Below are 16,832 nucleotides of genomic sequence, written 5' to 3' on the forward strand. Positions count from 1 at the left end.
GGCTGCGGCTGCGGATGCAGCGGCTGCTGAGCCAGCGCATTGCGGCGCTGCGTGAGGCGCGCAGCGCTGCGCAGCGCACGCGGATGTGCCGTGTGGTGACGCAGCGGCAAGGTGTGCAGTGTGTGGTGAATGGCCGCACGCTGCTGAACTTTTGCAGCAATGATTATTTGGGGCTGTCGCAACACCCGCAGGTGATCGCCGCACTGCATGCGGCCTCCAGCGCGGGTAGTACCGCCTCGCATCTGGTGTGTGGCCACAGCGCCGAACATGCCGGGTTGGAAGCCGCGTTGGCAACGTGGCAGCAAGCACCGCGTGCACTGCTGTTTGGCAGCGGCTATCTGGCCAATCTGGCGGTACTGCAGGCGCTGCTGGGCAAGGGCGATGCGTGCGTGCAAGACAAGCTCAATCACGCCAGTTTGATTGATGGTGCACGTCTGTCCGGTTGCACGCTCAAACGCTATCCGCACAACGATGCGCAGGCCGCTGCACGCCAGTTGCACGTGGATGCGCAAGCGGTAGCGGTGCTGGCCACCGACGGGGTGTTTTCGATGGATGGCGACGTGGCACCGCTGGCCGAGTTGGCCGCCGTGGCGCACGCACACGATGCGTTGTTGTATGTCGATGACGCGCACGGGGCCGGTGTACTGGGCGCACACGGGCGCGGCAGCATCGCCGCCGCAGGACTTACCGTGGAGGACGCGCCACTGCGCTTGATCACCTTCGGCAAAGCGTTGGGTGGCGTGGGCGCGGCAGTGGTGGGCACAGACGAGCTCATCGAACACTTGTTGCAAACCGCACGCCCCGGCATCTACACCACCGCGCTGCCACCGATGCAAGCCGCCGCCACGCGCGCCGCCGTGCAGGTGGTGCAGTCGGCACAGGGCGATGCCTTGCGAGCACAGCTGCACGCCAATATCGCCCAGTTCCGCCGGGCTGCGGCGCAGTTGGGCTTGCCGCTGATGGCGTCAGACACCGCCATCCAACCACTGCTGATGGGTGCGGATGCCGATGCGCTGACGCTGTCTGCAGCCTTGGAAGCAGCCGGCTATTGGGCCAGTGCGATCCGCCCACCCACCGTGCCGGAAGGCAGCGCACGGCTGCGCATCACCTTGTCAGCCGCGCATACCACGCAGCAGATTGACGGCTTGCTGGATGCGTTGGCGCGCAGCTATACCCCACCCACGCAGATATATTTCAGCTCGGTGTAATCGTCGAGGCCGTACTTCGAGCCTTCGCGGCCCATACCGGATTGCTTGACGCCGCCAAACGGCGCCACTTCGGTCGAGATCAGCCCGGTGTTGATGCCGACCATGCCGCATTCCAGTGCTTCGGCTACGCGCCAACTGCGCGCCAGGTCACGCGTGTAGAAATAGCTGGCCAACCCATACTCGGTGGCATTGGCCATTGCGATGACGTCCGCTTCGGTGTTGAAACGGAACAGTGGCGCAACCGGGCCGAAGGTTTCCTCCTGCGCGACCAACATGTGATCAGCAACGTCGAGGAGCACGGTCGGTTCGAAGAAGGTGCCGCCCAGCGCGTGGCGCTTACCGCCGGTGGCAATGCGCGCGCCTTTTGCCGTGGCATCGGCAACATGCTGCTCGACTTTCGCCAAAGCCTTGGCGTCGATCAACGGTCCTTGCTCGGTGGGGCCTTGCAAGCCATCGCCTACGCGCAGTGCGCGCACAGCGGCCACCAGTTTTTCCGCAAATGCGGCGTACACCGCGTCCTGCACGAACAAGCGGTTCGCGCAGACGCAGGTTTGCCCGGTGTTGCGGTATTTGCTGGCAATCGCACCGGCCACCGCGGCATCCAAATCCGCATCCTCGAACACGATGAATGGCGCATTGCCGCCCAGTTCCAGCGACACCCGCTTCATGCCCTCGGCGCACTGTGCCATCAAGCGTTTGCCCACCGCCGTTGAGCCGGTGAAGCTGAGCTTGCGCACCTTCGGGTGTGCTGTCATTTGCGTGCCAATTGCCGCCGCATCCTGGCCAGTGACGATATTCAGCACGCCCGGCGGCAGGCCAGCGCGCTCGGCAATCACGCCCAGCGCCAGCGCCGAAAACGGGGTTTGCATCGCCGGCTTGCACACCACCGTGCACCCCGCTGCCAGCGCCGGGCCCAATTTGCGGCCAAGCATGGCCGAAGGGAAATTCCACGGTGTGATGGCCGCCACCACACCCACCGGCTGGCGCAACGTGAGGATGCGATTGTCACCGGCGTGGCCGGGAATCGTGTCGCCGTCCATGCGCTTGGCTTGTTCGCCAAACCATTCCAGAAAGCCAGCCGAATACAGCACTTCGCCCTTCGCCTCCGCAAGCGGCTTGCCCTGCTCGGCGGTCATCAACACGGCCAGATCATCCTGATGGTGCAGCATCAGGTCGAACATGCGGCGCAGCACGTGCGCGCGCTCCCTGGCGGTCATGTTTGCCCACGCCGGGAACGCCGCATGCGCGGCATCGATGGCACGCCGGGTTTCATCCGCACCCATGTCTGGCACCGTGCCCAGCAGCGCGCCTGTGGCGGGGTTGCGTACTTCGCAGGTACCGCCGGTCGCGGCCGCACACCATTGGCCCGCAACCAGTGCCTGGTTGCGCAACAACTGCGGATCGGTCAATGGCAGTGTGGTCATCACATCTTCTCCATGCATGGATTCATCCTGTACTCGGCAAGCAGCACGGGGTTCTTGCGATAATGCGCGTTTACCGTCATCGGCTATCTACGCTGTTGCGCCTTTGGCCACAACGCAAAACCACATCATGACCCAGCTGTCCGTTGACATCACAGGCCACGGCCCCCCCCTGATCCTGCTGCACGGCTGGGCGATGCACGGCGGTATTTTCGCGCCGTTGGTGCAAGCACTGCGTGAACACCACACCTTGCACGTGGTGGATCTGCCCGGCCACGGGCATAGCCGGGATTGCGGTGTGCCTTTGCAGCTGGATGCCTGCGTGCAGGCGGTGCTGGCGGTGGTGCCAGCTGCGCCGTGGTGTGGTTGGTCGCTAGGGGGGTTGTTGGCACTGCATGCAGCGGCCACGCAACCGGCGCGTGTGCCGGCACTGGCGATGCTGTGCGCCACCCCCAAGTTTGTGCTGAGTGACACTTGGCCACACGGCATGGCGCGTGACGTGTTCACCGGTTTCGAAGCCGGCCTGCGCAGTGATTGGCGCGCCACGATTGACCGCTTCATCGCACTGGAAGCGTTTGGCTCTGACCATATGCGCGAAGAACTCAAGCTGCTGCGCGATGCGGTGCTGACGCGCGGCGAACCGTCACCACGGGTGTTGGCGGAAGGCTTGCAGCTGCTGGAGCAGAGTGATTTGCGTGACGCATTGCCGGCACTGGCGGTGCCCAGCCTGTGGCTCGCTGGCCGACGCGACCGCTTGGTCAACCCAGCGGCGATGCAGGCCAGTGCGGCGCAGTCCCGGTTGGCGCAATTCGTACCCATAGAACATGCCGGGCATGCGCCATTCCTGACCCATGCAAATACAGTGGCAGACGCATTGATGGCGTTTCTTGCAAGCGCCGGCCACGCGTCATTGAAGCACGCCTGATGAACGATTCGCTATTTGATGCCAAGCAAGTGCGGCGTGCATTTTCGCGTGCGGCCGCCAGTTATGACGCCGCCGCCCATGTGCAGCGCAATGCACAGGCACGATTGCTGGAGTCACTGGATTATCTGGATGACCCGGCACTGGCGCGCAAGCCGCCACAGCGGGTGTTGGACTTGGGCTGCGGCACCGGTGCGGCCAGCGTGGCGCTGCAAAAACGCTGGCCCAAAGCACAGATCCTGTCGATGGATTTGGCGCTGCCGATGTTGCAGCACACCCGCGCCGCCTGCAGACGCTGGAACCCGTTTGTGCAAGTGCCGCAGCCCTTGTGTGCCGATGCGCGTGCGCTGCCGTTGGCCGAAGGCAGTGTGGATGTGATTTTCTCCAACTTGTGCCTGCAATGGGTGGAAGATTTGGGCGCGGTGCTCAATGGCTTCCGGCGGGCGCTCAGGCCGCAGGGTTTGCTGCTGTTCTCAACGTTTGGCCCGGAAACCTTGTGGGAACTGCGCAACGCGTTTGCCTACGCCGATGCCGCGCCGCATGTCAGCCCGTTTGTGGACATCGCCGGGATGGGCGATGCCCTGGTCAACGCCGGCTTCTTTCAGCCGGTGGTCGATCGCGAGGAAGACATCACCCACTACCCGCAGCTGACGGCCCTGATGCACGAATTGCGCGCACTGGGCGCCACCAATGCGCTGACCAACCGCCGCAGCAGCCTGACCGGGCGCGGGCGGTTTGCCGCGGCGGCCACGGCCTACGAAGCGCATCGCACACCGGCGGGACTGCCGGCCACGTGGGAAATCATCAGCGCGATGGCGTGGGCACCGGAACCTGGTGCGCCGATCCGCGAAGGCGGTGCGGATTTGGTGGCGGTGCCGGTCGCGAACATTCCGATTCGCAGGCGCGGATGAGCGCGCAACACCACGTCCTCCGTGCGGTAGGACTGTCGCTGTTGGCAGCATTGTTATTCACCAGTACCTATGTGCTCAACCGCGCGGTGGCGGTGGGTGGCGGGCATTGGGCATGGACTGCCGCGCTGCGCTACTTGTTCATGCTGCCGCTACTGTTGCCGCTGATGCATTGGCAGGGCGGCATTGCCCCCGTGTGGCGTTCGCTCCGCGCCGCGCCGGGTGCATGGCTGGGCTGGAGCAGTGTCGGCTTTGCCCTGTTCTATGGACTGCTCAGCGCGGCCGCGGCCAGTGGCCCGTCGTGGCTGGTGGCCGGCAGTTTCCAGATGACGGCGGTGGCGGGCATGTTGTCTGCGCCCCTGTTGTATCGCGATGCACGGGCGCGCATCCCACGTACTGGATTTACGGTGGGCGTGCTGATTGTGACGGGCGTGCTACTGATGCAATTTGGCAATGCGCATGGGACCTTGACGCCTTCCGCATGGCTGGCTCTGGCCTGCGTACTGGTCAGTGCGTTTGCTTATCCACTGGGCAACCGTGGCCTGTTGCTGCATTTGGAACGGCGTGGTGAACCCCTCAATGCCACCCAGCGCGTCTTCGGAATGACCTTGGCCAGCCAACCGGCATGGTGGGCACTGGCACTATGGGCATGGACGCAAACGGGGCCACCGCCTGCTGCGCAAATGGAAGCGATCTTTGTGGTGGCATTGGTCTCCGGTGTGGCCGCCACCATTCTGTTTTTCCATGCCAGTGGCATGGTTCGCAGCAATCCCACCGCGCTGGGCGCAGTGGAGGCCATGCAGGCATCGGAAGTGGTCTTTGCCGCACTGCTGGGGGTGATGTTCCTTGGCGAACCGTGGCCGCATGGACAAGCCTTGTTCGGCGGACTGCTGGTGGTCGCCGGAATTGCACTGTTTGCTTGGGTGGTGGCACACGAAGCGGCGCGGGATCAACGTGACGTGCAAGCACTGCGTAGCGAGCGTGGGCGTTAGCCGGCCGCCAGCAATCCCGGCAGTGCGTCCAAATCCACATTCCCGCCCGACAAAATAACGCCCACCTTGCGCCCCGCGAAGACTGCGGGGTGCGCCAACACCGCCGCCAATACGGTGGCCGATGACGGCTCGACCAGTTGTTTGGTGCGCGACCACAGCAAGCGCAGCGCGGCCACGGCCTGGACATCATCCACCGTCAATACCTGCGCATCGCAGGCACGCAGGATTTCGAAATTGATCGCGCCCAGCGTGCCACGCAAGCCATCGCAAATGGTGTCCGGAATCCCCGCGTGATCCAGCGCACCGGCAGCAAACGATCGTGCACCGTCGGCAGCGCCGGCAGGTTCGGCCAGATACAAGCGGCAGTGCGGGGCCAGTGCGCGCATCGCCAATGCCGTACCTGCCGCCAAACCACCACCCCCCAATGGCACCACCAGTGCGTCCAACCCTGGTTGCGCGGTCAACAACTCCAATGCGGCGGTGCCTTGCCCGGCAATCACGCGCGGATCGGTATAGGGATGCACGCTGTTGCCGCCAGTTGTGGCTTGCACCTGCGCACACATCGCCTCGCGTGCCGCAAGCGTCGCTGCGCAGCGATGCAACTGAGCGCCGTAGTGCGCTATCGCCGCCACCTTGGCCGCCACCGCACCGTCCGGTACCACCACATGGCAGGCAATCCCGCGCAGCTGCGCCGCCAGCGCCAGCGCTGCCCCGTGATTGCCGGAAGAATGCGTCACCACCCCACATGCGGCTTGCGCAGCGGTGAGTGACCACACCGCATTGCACGCGCCGCGAAACTTGAATGCACCCACGCGCTGCAAGTGTTCGGCTTTGAAGTACAGGCTTGCGCCAGTCATCGCATCCAGCGCGCGCGAGTGCAGCACGGGCGTCACATGCGCATACGGTGCGATGCGGGCGGCGGCGGTTTGCACATCGGCAAACGCGGGAAGTGGGGCACGGCTATCGGAAGCATTCATTCAGCGCATGCTAACGCGCCAGCTGGTGATTGGCCGCGTTGTACACAGATCTGCGCGGCGCCAATTTCAATGCGGTGCATCGACGATGCGTACGGAAAACACAAAAACGTGATCGCTTGCACAAGCTGAATCGAAGTTGGGCCAGCCTGTGACTTTCTGCGTCACTTCACGCCAGATCGCGCTACTCTACGCGCGTCGGTGCCTTGCAGGACTTTCCGGATCCCCCCTGTTCCGCCCGTCCTGCGGGCACCGACACTTTCCTGCACGCATCCCCCATGCATGTCAGCGACGACCACTTGCAGACGCAGTGGCGGTGCAGCTTCAGCGCACCAACAACAGCAGCACGCATAAAAAAAGAGGGCCGGATGTCCCCCGACACCCGGCCCTCGTAGCGTCCTCGTTATGCGCAGGATCGGCCCCTGTTCAGTCCGATCATCACCTTGCGGCGTGCCACAGCGAGTGCTGATGAGGATAAAGCAGGAAGCGTGCCAACTTTTCAAAACCCAGCCCAGGCGCATTTGCGCGCGATAATTGCCCGATGAACACGTCCTTCTACGCCTTCGATGTCATCGTGATTGGTGGCGGCCATGCCGGCACCGAAGCCGCACTGGCCTCTGCCCGCACCGGTGCGCGCACCTTGCTACTCACCCACAACATCGAAACCGTGGGTGCAATGAGTTGCAACCCGGCGATTGGCGGGATTGGGAAAGGCCATCTGGTCAAGGAAATCGACGCGCTCGGCGGCATCATGGGCAAGGCCGCCGATGCGGCCGGCATCCAGTGGCGCGTGCTCAATGCGTCGAAGGGGCCAGCCGTGCGTGCAACGCGCTGCCAAGCCGACCGCGCGCTGTATCGCAGCTTCATCCGGCGCACGGTGGAGACACAGCCCAACCTCACCGTATTTCAAGCCGCCGTCGATGATCTGGTGATCGTCAATGACGCCGTGCGCGGTGCGATCACGCAAACCGGCCTGACCTTCGCAGCCCCCGCCGTCGTGCTGACCGCAGGCACGTTTTTGGCCGGCAAAATCCATATCGGGCAAACCCAATACGCCGCCGGGCGCATGGGCGACGCACCGGCCACCGCATTGGCGCACAAACTGCGCGAGGGCCGCTTTGTGGTGGACCGGCTCAAGACCGGCACGCCGCCACGGATTGACGGCCGCACCCTGGATTATTCGGTGATGAGCGAACAGCCCGGCGATGACCCACGCCCGGTGATGTCGTTCATGGGCAGCCATGCCGATCAACCCGCGCAAGTGAGTTGCTGGATCACCGATACCTGCGAGCGCACCCACCAAATCATCCGCGACGCACTACATCGCAGCCCGTTGTATTCCGGCCAGATCGAAGGCATCGGTCCGCGCTATTGCCCGTCGATTGAAGACAAGGTCGTGCGTTTTGCCGAGAAGGCCAGCCATCAGATTTTTGTCGAGCCCGAAGGCTTGTCGGTCACCGAAATCTACCCCAATGGCATCAGTACTTCGCTGCCATTCGATGTGCAATTGGATCTGGTACGCAGCATTCGCGGCTTCGAACACGCGCATATCACCCGCCCCGGATATGCCATCGAATACGATTTCTTCGATCCACGCGGGCTCAAAGCCTCACTGGAAACCAAGGCGGTGGCCGGGCTGTTTTTTGCCGGCCAGATCAACGGCACCACCGGCTACGAAGAGGCCGCTGCGCAAGGCTTGTTGGCTGGCGTGAATGCGGCGCGCTTTGTGCGACAACAAGACGCCTGCACTCTGCGCCGCGATGAAGCGTATCTGGGCGTATTGGTGGATGACCTGATCACCCACGGCACCAGCGAGCCATACCGCATGTTCACCAGCCGCGCCGAGTACCGCCTGCAATTGCGCGAAGACAATGCCGATACCCGGCTCACGCCCATTGGCCATGCACTGGGCCTGGTGGATGAAGCGCGCTGGCAGGCATTTTCACGCAAGCGTGACGCGGTGGCCGCCGAAACCGCACGCCTGTCCAGCCTGTGGGCAGCACCCAATAACGCACTGGGCGCCGCATTGGCACGCGACCTTGGGATTGAAGTCAGCCGTGAAAACAATGCATTGGATTTGCTGCGCCGCCCGGAACTCGATTACTCGCGCCTGCTGCACGTGCCTGAATTCGGCCCCGCCGTGGACGATGCAAAAGTGGCCGAACAAGTCGAAATTGAAACCAAATATGCCGGCTATCTGAACCGCCAGCGCGATGAGATCGCCCGCCAACAGCGCAACGAAGCCACCACCATCCCCACCCACTTCGACTACGCCCACGTGCGCGGCCTCTCCGCCGAAGTCCTGCAAAAGCTGCAGCGCGTACAGCCGCAAACCGTGGGCCAAGCGCAGCGTATCCCCGGGGTGACGCCAGCGGCGATTTCGCTGCTGTTGGTGCACCTGGAACGCGCCCGCCGCGAACGGGCGGCGTAAAAAAACGACACACAGGCATGTCAGGGATGGGGTGTTCACGCAGCGGCATTTCGAGCCGCGTAGTGAATGCCCCATCCCTGACATGTCGATTCACGCAGCGGCAGTTCGAGCCGGGTAGTGAATGCCCCATCCCCGGCACGTCGATTCACGCAGCGGCAGTTCGAGCCGCGTAGCGAATACCCCATCCCCGACACGTCGATTCACGCAGCGGTATTTCGGGCTGACAGGCGTATTCTTTGCCGATGACACTTCGCAACCTGCTCGTCCTCGCCATCGCCCTGACCGCCTTCACCGGCTGCAAGCGCGACACACCGCCCAGCAAACCCGCCAATGCCGGCTACAGCGTGCAGACCTGGGTGCTTCCCGCCGAAGCCGGCTCGATGGCTCCGGACTTGCAAACCGCATCCGGCGGACGTGTGCTGCTGAGTTGGATCAACCGCACCCAAGGCCGCCGCAACGCCTTGCAATTTGCCTCGTACACCGAAGCTACCGGCTGGCAAAGCCAACCGCGCACCGTGGCGGTGGGCAATGCGCTGCTGGCCAATGCTGGGGACACCCCGCACCTGCTGGCCACCCCCGATGGCGCACTGTGGATGCAGTGGTTGCAGACCCAACCTGACAGCCCCTCTGGCTATGACACGGTGCTGGCGCGCTCAAAAGACGGCGGCATGAACTGGGACCAGATCACCCGCGTCAACAGCGATGGTAAGCCGGCCGAACACGGATTTGCCGCACTCTGGCCGAATGGCAGCAATAGTGCCGGCATTGCGTGGCTGGACGGGCGCGACCAAGCGGCGATGGGCGCGGGCACTGCAGCACAGCACGCGATGGGCGCAATGCAATTGCGCAGCAATCTGTTCACGCTGGATTTGCAGCGCGGCACCGATGCCGTGGTGGATGCGCGCACCTGCGATTGCTGCCAGACCGCGGTGGCAATGACCCGCAAAGGACCCTTGCTGGCATGGCGTGACCGCAGCGCAGACGAGGTTCGCGATATTGCGCTGGCGCGCTTTGAAAACAATGCCTGGACAGCGCCCAAGCCGGTGCATGCCGATGGTTGGAAAGTGGAAAGCTGCCCCGTGGCCGGGCCGGCATTGGCGGCATCCGGCGATAGCGCGGTGGTGCTGTGGTACAGCGAAGCCGGCGGCACCCCGCATTTGCAATTGGCGCGTAGTCATGACGCTGGCGATAGCTTCCTGGCACCGGTCACTGTGGAGGCCGGCGCCCATGTCCTGGGTCGCAGCGCGGTGGGGATTGATGCCAGGCAGGTATGGGTGGCCTGGCTGCACGAAGATGCACACGGACAAACCTTGCAGTTGGCACGCTACCCCCGTGACCTCTCCAAACGCTTGCAGACCTTTGCCGTGGCCAAACTGGGCGCACGCGGCATGGCCAGCGGCTATCCCAAGCTGGCGGTGGATGCCGGTGGCGTATGGCTGGCCTGGACCGACGTGGTCGATGGCGTGGCCCATCTGAAAGGCGCACGGGTGGCGCACTGAGACCACTTGACGGCTTAACTCCGCATTTCCGCCAATAAAAAAGCGCGGGCCTTGCGCCAATCGCGGCGCACGGTGCGTTCACTGATGTCGAGCAACCGCGCGATTTCGGATTCTTCATAACCGCCGAAATAACGCAGCTCCACAATCTGCGCGGCGCGCTCGTCCAAGCTGTGCAGGCCGGTGAGCAATTCATCCAGTGCCAGCACTTCTACCGCAGCCGCCTCGCCACTGCCTTGTGCTGCACTCAGGGTCAGCGCGTCCTGCCCGCCGCCGCGCTTGTCCGCTTTGCGCGCCCGGGCGTCGTCCACCAGAACCTGACGCATGGCGCGTGCCGACAACGCCAGCAAATGATTGCGATCGACCGCTTTGAGATCCGCACCGTTGGCCAGCTTCAAATACGCCTCGTGCACCAGTGCCGTGGTTTGAAAGCCATCGCGCATGCGCCGCAGCTGCGCACGGGCGGCGCGCTTGAGCTCGTCGTATACGGCGCTATAAGCGGTGCCCAACGCCTGCGCATCGCCATTGCGGGCACGCGCCAGCAATTGCGTGACCGGCGCATCCACAGGTACTGCTGCCATCACATGACTCCGCACTGTTCAAACACTGGCCAATCCCCGTGCACGAGTGTCGCATGCGTTGGCTATTTCGCGCATCTTGCTCCGGTTGTTGCGGCGCTATTTTTCCTTGCGCCAGTTCAGCGATGCCCGGTTTTCGATGGTCGACGATTCGATCTGAATATCGAAGCCTTTGCGCAACAGATATTTCAGCGTCATCACTTGCCCTGTTCCCAGCAGTGAAACGCCATAGCCCACATACAGTTTGGGCGATAAATATTTGCCCACGCTGAGCACATCGCCGCCCAATGCGCGCGACTCATTCACGCCGGCATCGTCCAGCCCAATGCGTGCGCCCAGCTCGGCTGCCAACAAGCCACTACCGGCATTCAACGCGGCCTTGGCCGCCCCCAGTTGGCGCGCTTCATTGCCGGACAATGCCGACAATGGTCGGCCCAGGGTGAGATAGGCCAACGCTTCGGACTCGCTCTTGGCCGGGTCGGAATACACACTGGCCTGCGGTGCACTGGCGCGGCCTTCCACGCGGATGCCGGCGGTGACATCCCCCACCTGGCGTTCGGCGCGGATGTCCAGCAAGGGGTCATCTACCGGTGTGTTCGACCAACGCAGGCGACCACGGGTGATCTGCAAGTTTTGCCCGTAAGCGCGGTAGCGGCCTGCGATGTCGAGTGCGCCGCTGCCCAGCATGTCGCGCTGGGGCGTGGCACGCACGCGCAGGCTGCCGCCCAGTGTGCCTTTCAGGCCATAGCCATCCAGTTGCACGGCCTGGCCCATGACCAAATTGAGATCCATGTCCAAGGCAGTGGCGGCGGCCACAGGGGTGGGATCGGCGGGATCCAACACCACGACATCAGGCGAGGGTGACACCCCCATATCCAGCCGTTCCAGCTGAATGTTGGCTTCCGATACATTGACGCTGCCGCGTATTTGTAAGGGCTGCCCGGCGCGATAACGCAGGCTCAAGTCGGGGCTGGCGATTGCGCGCAGTTGGTGGGTATCGGCCAGCAGCAGGTTGTTGCCGCGCAGTTGCAATTGCAGCGGCGTGTCATCGCTGCGCCAATCCAGCTGACCATCGAGCTGCAACACGCCTGTTCCTGCGCCCACTTGGCCGTGGATGCGGGCGCTGCCATCGGCTTGCGCAAGCAATTGCACGTCACCCTCGTGCAGACTGATGCCCAGCGCGGGGAGTTCGGTGGAAAACTTTTGCAGGCGTGCCTGCCCACCCAACAACGGTTTCGCGCGGGTGCCGGCCAACTGCACATCCACATGCAGATTGCCGGTGGGCGACACGATATCGGGCGAGAACAATTCAACCCAAGTCAGTGCATCAGTATCCAGTCTCAAATTGCCGGACAACGGTGCGTAAGCATCAAAACCGGTGACGATGTGCGCATCCAGTTGACCGCTGCCATTGAGCCCGCTGCTCAGCGTGGCTTCCACACGATGCGGGTCAAACGCAGCTTGCACCGCCAGTGCACGGTAGCTGAACACATCCCGGCGTGCGCGCGGCCGATTGCGCAGGCCGCCGGCGTCCGAGCGCAGCGTGGCGGTGCCGCGCCATGTGCCGCCAACGGGTTGAAGATGGGCATTCAGCGACAGCACACCATGTACGGCCCACGGCTGGCCATCACTGCGGTCGGGCAGATACGGCGTGAGCAAGGTCAGTGGCAAAGCGTGCCCTGCCAACTGCACACCGCGCCGTGGCCAGTCGGCGTCGGCACACACGCCGCCACCGCCCACCGCTTGCAAGCAGGCATTGGCCAGCGTTGCGCTGCGCCCATCCCACGTCCACTGCGCAGCGTGTTGCAACGCCCATGCTGGGCCGATGCTGGGCTGCAATTGCAGTGCCGTCACCCCCCCCTGCCAACGCGTGCCGTGTTTGCCCGCATCACCACGCGCACTCAGGCTGCCGCTATCACTGCTGACATCGATGCCCCATCGCAGACGCTCCATCGCGCCGCGCAGATCTGCGTGCAGCGTGTGCAGCGGCAGCCCAACGTGCAGGCCTTGGGCGTCGATGACCAGCGCGCCAGAACCACGCCGCCACGGCAGATGCCCCTTGGCGCTCAACTGCGCGACCCGATAGTCGGCAAATGCCAGCCCATTGCCGACAAGCTCGGCGGTGATATCGGGCGCGTCACGCGCACCGCGCAGGTGCACGCTGCCGCGCACACTGCCGCGCCCATCGGGCAGCAGGTCTTGCAATTGCAGGGGGTCAAAACGCGCATCGAGTTCGATGCTGTCTGCCCATTTGCCGTACGCGCTCAGCTTGCTTTGCCCCAGTGTCAGCTCGGCATTGCCCGCGTAGTGGTCACCATCGATTTGCACATCCAGCTGGCCGGCCAAAGCACGTTTGCGCAAGCTGCCGCCCAAGCGAGTGACCTCCAATTGCGCCAGCAAGCCGCGCGCGCCTGTCCGCAGTTCGCCATGGCTTTGCAGATCGCCATTCACCGCACCCGGCCAATCGGGCGCGAAATAGCCAGGATCAAAACCCGCCAATTGCGCCTTGGCCGTCCACTGCAATGCCGGTGACCATGCCAGTTGCCCACTGGCATCCAAACGCCCCTGCGGCATACTGATGCGCAGATTACGCAGCTGCACACCGTCGCGGTTACCCAACCCATCAAGCTCCAGCACGGCGTGGTCGCGGCCGCGTTGCAACTGCGCCTTGCCAGTTGCCAGCCAACGCGCCAGCGTGCCTTCCAGTTTGAAGTCGCCATCCGCGCTGATCGTGGTTTGCGCATCCCGACTACGCCAGCGCAGACCGCGCGCGGCGATGTTCAGCGCCAACGCGGCGTGCTTGGGATCGCGCAGATCGGCCTTGCCATCGGCGCTGATGCGTCCATCAAACACCTCCGCCACCAGCGAGTGCGCGCGCAAGGTTTGGGCTTCCAAACTGAGCTGTGAAGGCAGCACGCGCAAATTGAAGTCATCCTGTTGCAGCTGCCCCTGCACGTTCGCGCGGCCCCCCACACCGGTAGCCGTGAGTTGCACGGCCAAGGGGGTGGACGTCTCACCACGGCCGGCGAGCACGGCCAAATCCAACGCGGTGCTGTTGGCTTGCAAACGCCAGCGCGGGGTGGCGGTATCGCCTTGCAAGCGCAGCATGGCGTGCACCGGGGCGGGTGCATGGCCATCCACGGTGACCACCAGTGCGGCCAAGTCACCGCTGGCATACACGCGCAACTGCGCGGCGGTTTGCCCGGTGGCGGCGGGGAATATGGCGCTGGCACGCACATCGCTGCGGAAGTTGTCGCGTGGGCGATAGTCACCCTGCGCACTGAATTGGCCGCGATCACTGTCGATGCGCAACTGTTCGATATGCAGCGCGCCCGGATCCAGCCGCACACCACCGCGCACACGCTGCAACAGAATTTGCGGCACGCCTTCTTCAGCGATGGCGAGGCGATCCATGACGATGGCATCGACGTGCACATGCACGGGCACATCCAGCATGGGCAGGACATCCGGCCAGCGCGGCAACTTGAAAGGTGAATCGTCGCGCGGCAGATCCAGCCTGGCATCAGCAAGACGCAGGCTGTGTACACGCACGCTGCGGGTCAACAGCGGCAGCAGCGCCGCCTCCAGCGTCAAGGTACCGGCATCCAATTTGAGGGTGCCCATTGCGCATGCCGCCTGCGCAGTTGCCACGCAGTCACCATCCCGCTGCATTGGCATGCGCAGCTGCACGCCCCGCAAAGTCAGCGGGCCGGCCAAATGGCCCTCGGCCTGCGTCCACGTCAGCGTACTGCCGGCGGGCAACTGGGCCGTGATGTGTCGCAATAGGAAGTCACGGCCGCCAACGGTCGCCAGCAACCACGTCAGTGCCCCGGCCGAAATCAGCAGCAGCAACACCAGTGCGATACCACCCACGCGCAACACGACGCGCCGGATCACAGATCAGCCCCGATATTCAGATGCAGGGTGAAGGGCGATTCGGGGCGGTTGAGGCCACGTGCAATATCAATCCGCACCGGCCCGACCGGCGAGCGCCAACGCAGGCCGATGCCTACGCCGGTGTGCGGGTCGGCGCGCCTGCCATCAAATGCACTGCCGCTATCCACAAACACCGCCGCACCCCACGGGCCGTTGAAATAGCGTTCGTATTCGATGCTGGTGGTCAGCACACTGGAGGCACCCACGGCATACAAATCGCCTTGGCTGTTGCGAATGCGCGGGCCAATTTCACGCCACCCATAACCGCGCACGCTGCGATCGCCACCGGCGAAATAACGCAGGCTGGGTGGCAGATTCAGCAGGTCGCCGGTGAAAGTGCGGCCGGCTTCGCCGCGCACGATCAGCCGGCTATCGGCATCGAAGCCATGAAACCACTGCGCATTGGCATGCAACTGCACGAAGCCTGCGGCATTGCCGTTGCCACCGCGCAGCGTGAGACCAGCACCAAAGCCGCTGCGCGGGGCCATCCGGTTGTCCACATCGATGTAGTCGGCGCGCAGTTCCGGAAACACGAAGCTGGCAAATTGATACAGCCCCACCGGCTGGTTGACGGTGAAATACGACCACCGCTCGCGCAGCACGTGCGCAGAGGCCACCAGATTCAGATGTTCGCTGTATTGCCCGCTGCGGCTAACCACAAATTCCAGGCGGCGATTGTCGAGTGAGTCGGTCTGTTCATCGGCCGCTTGCAGACTGGCGGTGTACCAGCCGTCCCGCCACGCAAACGCCGGCATGCGGTATTGCACGGTGGCGGTTTTGCGCTGGTTGCCCCAATCGATTTGCGCCAGCGCCTTGTGCCCGCGTTGATTCAAATAGCGGCGCTCAAAGCCCGTGCTGAAGCCGGCACCGCTGCGGGTGCCGTAACTGAGGCCATAGCTGTAAATACTGCGCGGAGCCGGGGTCAGGTTGACCTGCACCAGCACCTGTTTGTCCTGCGCCGTTTCCGGGGTGGCGCTGACATCCACCAAGCCGAAATAGTCCAGCGCCACCAGCGAGCGCCGCAGGCGTTCCAACTGCGCCGCGTCATAGGCCTGGCCTGGCGTCCAGCCCACCAGTTTTTGCAACAGCTCGTCGCGCAACACCGGCGCTGGCGACTGCGTGAACACCACCTCGCCCAACCGGTAGCGCGGCCCGCTGCTCCAGCGCAGGTCAATATCGGCGGCGTGCTCGGCGCGGGTCACCTGCACTTGATGGATGATGAAGTCGGCATCGAAATACCCCTGTGCCGCCAGCGCCCGGTTGACCCGGGTTTTGCTGGCCTCGTAGCGGCTGTGATCAAGCACCTCGCCCGTGTGCGGTACGAATGCCGCCAGTGCCGCGCGGACTTGCGCATCGTCGCCACCGGCACCGGTCACCACCACTTGCCGGCCCCGCACCTGCACGGGGAGGCCGGGGTCAATGCTGATGCTGACGCTGAGCACGTCGTCCTGCGACGTTTCCGGCGCGTCGGCGGCGGCGGGGTCATCGTCGGGCGCACCGACGGTCTGCGGGTCGGCACGATCACTGCGCTGAATGCGAATGACCGGCGCGTAATAGCCAAACGGCTCCAAGGCCTGCCGCGTCTGCGCATCCGCTTGCTGCAACAGGTACGCCAGCCGCCGGTGCGTCAACCGCTTGCCCACCGCATCTTGCAAAGACAACGCACTGCGCACGTTGTCGAGCAGTCGTTGGTCGCTGGTGCCCCGCAAATCGACACGCGTCACCGTGACCGCCGATACCGGCAGCGCCAACAAACAGAGCACAAGGCTGGACAACACGCGGGGGATCACCACAGGCATGTCTCCAGAATAACGGTGACTGCTGCGTTGGCAATCATTGCTGGCATTGCAGGCACTGCGATGATGGTCTTGCGCATAAACATCGCCGCCCTTATGAAGGAATGTACTAATCCAAATTTAAACAAGGAGTTGAGTTGCAAGCAACGCGCTGAGCTAAGGTGAGTACG

The 16,832-nt window shown here is 63.8% G+C and carries 11 protein-coding genes; 6 read left to right on the plus strand and 5 right to left on the minus strand.

Going from position 1 to position 16,832, the window contains the following annotated elements; genetic code table 11:
* Window positions 1–14: 14 nt before the first annotated feature.
* On the plus strand, window positions 15–1,208 hold the full coding sequence (gene bioF, locus K7B09_RS12065) for an 8-amino-7-oxononanoate synthase (RefSeq protein WP_223629714.1): 1,194 nt from the start codon (window positions 15–17) through the stop codon (window positions 1,206–1,208).
* Here bioF and K7B09_RS12070 read toward each other — a convergent pair.
* Complete coding sequence (locus K7B09_RS12070) at window positions 1,169–2,632, minus strand: NAD-dependent succinate-semialdehyde dehydrogenase (RefSeq protein WP_223629715.1); 1,464 nt, start codon at window positions 2,630–2,632, stop codon at window positions 1,169–1,171. The genes bioF and K7B09_RS12070 overlap by 40 nt on opposite strands.
* 136 nt (window positions 2,633–2,768) lie before the next feature.
* Here K7B09_RS12070 and bioH point away from each other — a divergent pair, with 136 nt between their 5' ends.
* From bioH to K7B09_RS12085, 3 genes are read left to right on the plus strand one after another with little or no spacing between them, the layout of a single operon-like run.
* A complete protein-coding gene (gene bioH / locus K7B09_RS12075) occupies window positions 2,769–3,554 on the plus strand; it encodes a pimeloyl-ACP methyl ester esterase BioH (RefSeq protein ID WP_223629736.1) in 786 nt (261 codons plus the stop codon).
* Window positions 3,554–4,462, plus strand: coding sequence for a malonyl-ACP O-methyltransferase BioC (gene bioC, locus K7B09_RS12080; protein ID WP_223629716.1), 909 nt, complete (start codon window positions 3,554–3,556; stop codon window positions 4,460–4,462). The genes bioH and bioC overlap by 1 nt, the downstream gene beginning before the upstream one ends.
* Window positions 4,459–5,451 carry a multidrug resistance efflux transporter family protein gene (locus tag K7B09_RS12085; protein WP_223629717.1) on the plus strand — a complete coding sequence of 331 codons (993 nt, stop codon included), beginning with the start codon at window positions 4,459–4,461 and terminating at the stop codon, window positions 5,449–5,451. The genes bioC and K7B09_RS12085 overlap by 4 nt, the downstream gene beginning before the upstream one ends.
* Here K7B09_RS12085 and K7B09_RS12090 read toward each other — a convergent pair.
* On the minus strand, window positions 5,448–6,428 hold the full coding sequence (locus K7B09_RS12090; RefSeq protein ID WP_223629718.1) for a pyridoxal-phosphate dependent enzyme: 981 nt from the start codon (window positions 6,426–6,428) through the stop codon (window positions 5,448–5,450). The genes K7B09_RS12085 and K7B09_RS12090 overlap by 4 nt on opposite strands.
* Before the next feature lie 538 nt (window positions 6,429–6,966).
* On the opposite strand from K7B09_RS12090, the gene mnmG reads away from it, so the two are divergent.
* Together mnmG and K7B09_RS12100 are read left to right on the plus strand one after the other, a co-directional pair.
* Window positions 6,967–8,856: a tRNA uridine-5-carboxymethylaminomethyl(34) synthesis enzyme MnmG gene (gene mnmG, locus K7B09_RS12095; RefSeq protein WP_223629719.1), complete on the plus strand. Its 1,890-nt coding sequence runs from the start codon at window positions 6,967–6,969 to the stop codon at window positions 8,854–8,856.
* 242 nt (window positions 8,857–9,098) lie between these two features.
* On the plus strand, window positions 9,099–10,355 hold the full coding sequence (locus K7B09_RS12100) for a sialidase family protein (protein WP_223629720.1): 1,257 nt from the start codon (window positions 9,099–9,101) through the stop codon (window positions 10,353–10,355).
* Window positions 10,356–10,369: 14 nt separating this feature from the next.
* Here the strand turns inward: K7B09_RS12100 and K7B09_RS12105 are convergent, their stop codons facing one another.
* The 3 genes from K7B09_RS12105 to K7B09_RS12115 all read right to left on the minus strand — a co-directional run bounded on the left by K7B09_RS12105 (window position 10,370) and on the right by K7B09_RS12115 (window position 16,665).
* Window positions 10,370–10,933, minus strand: coding sequence for an ECF-type sigma factor (locus K7B09_RS12105; RefSeq protein WP_223629721.1), 564 nt, complete (start codon window positions 10,931–10,933; stop codon window positions 10,370–10,372).
* A gap of 96 nt (window positions 10,934–11,029) precedes the next feature.
* Window positions 11,030–14,827, minus strand: coding sequence for a translocation/assembly module TamB domain-containing protein (locus K7B09_RS13265; RefSeq protein WP_223629722.1), 3,798 nt, complete (start codon window positions 14,825–14,827; stop codon window positions 11,030–11,032).
* Window positions 14,824–16,665 carry an autotransporter assembly complex protein TamA gene (locus K7B09_RS12115; protein WP_223629723.1) on the minus strand — a complete coding sequence of 614 codons (1,842 nt, stop codon included), beginning with the start codon at window positions 16,663–16,665 and terminating at the stop codon, window positions 14,824–14,826. Before K7B09_RS12115 ends, K7B09_RS13265 begins: the two co-directional genes overlap by 4 nt.
* Between the last annotated feature and the right edge of the window lie 167 nt (window positions 16,666–16,832).

It is taken from the genome of Thermomonas beijingensis (assembly GCF_020034655.1).
Taxonomy (GTDB): domain Bacteria; phylum Pseudomonadota; class Gammaproteobacteria; order Xanthomonadales; family Xanthomonadaceae; genus Thermomonas; species Thermomonas beijingensis.

Coding starts and splice junctions, on each gene's coding strand:
- bioF (WP_223629714.1), top strand. CDS start 15: ATGCAGCGGCTGCTGAGCCAGCGCATTGCGGCGCTGCGTGAGGCGCGC.
- K7B09_RS12070 (WP_223629715.1), bottom strand. CDS start 2,632: ATGACCACACTGCCATTGACCGATCCGCAGTTGTTGCGCAACCAGGCA.
- bioC (WP_223629716.1), top strand. CDS start 3,554: ATGAACGATTCGCTATTTGATGCCAAGCAAGTGCGGCGTGCATTTTCG.
- K7B09_RS12085 (WP_223629717.1), top strand. CDS start 4,459: ATGAGCGCGCAACACCACGTCCTCCGTGCGGTAGGACTGTCGCTGTTG.
- K7B09_RS12090 (WP_223629718.1), bottom strand. CDS start 6,428: ATGAATGCTTCCGATAGCCGTGCCCCACTTCCCGCGTTTGCCGATGTG.
- mnmG (WP_223629719.1), top strand. CDS start 6,967: ATGAACACGTCCTTCTACGCCTTCGATGTCATCGTGATTGGTGGCGGC.
- K7B09_RS12100 (WP_223629720.1), top strand. CDS start 9,099: ATGACACTTCGCAACCTGCTCGTCCTCGCCATCGCCCTGACCGCCTTC.
- K7B09_RS12105 (WP_223629721.1), bottom strand. CDS start 10,933: ATGGCAGCAGTACCTGTGGATGCGCCGGTCACGCAATTGCTGGCGCGT.
- K7B09_RS12115 (WP_223629723.1), bottom strand. CDS start 16,665: ATGCCTGTGGTGATCCCCCGCGTGTTGTCCAGCCTTGTGCTCTGTTTG.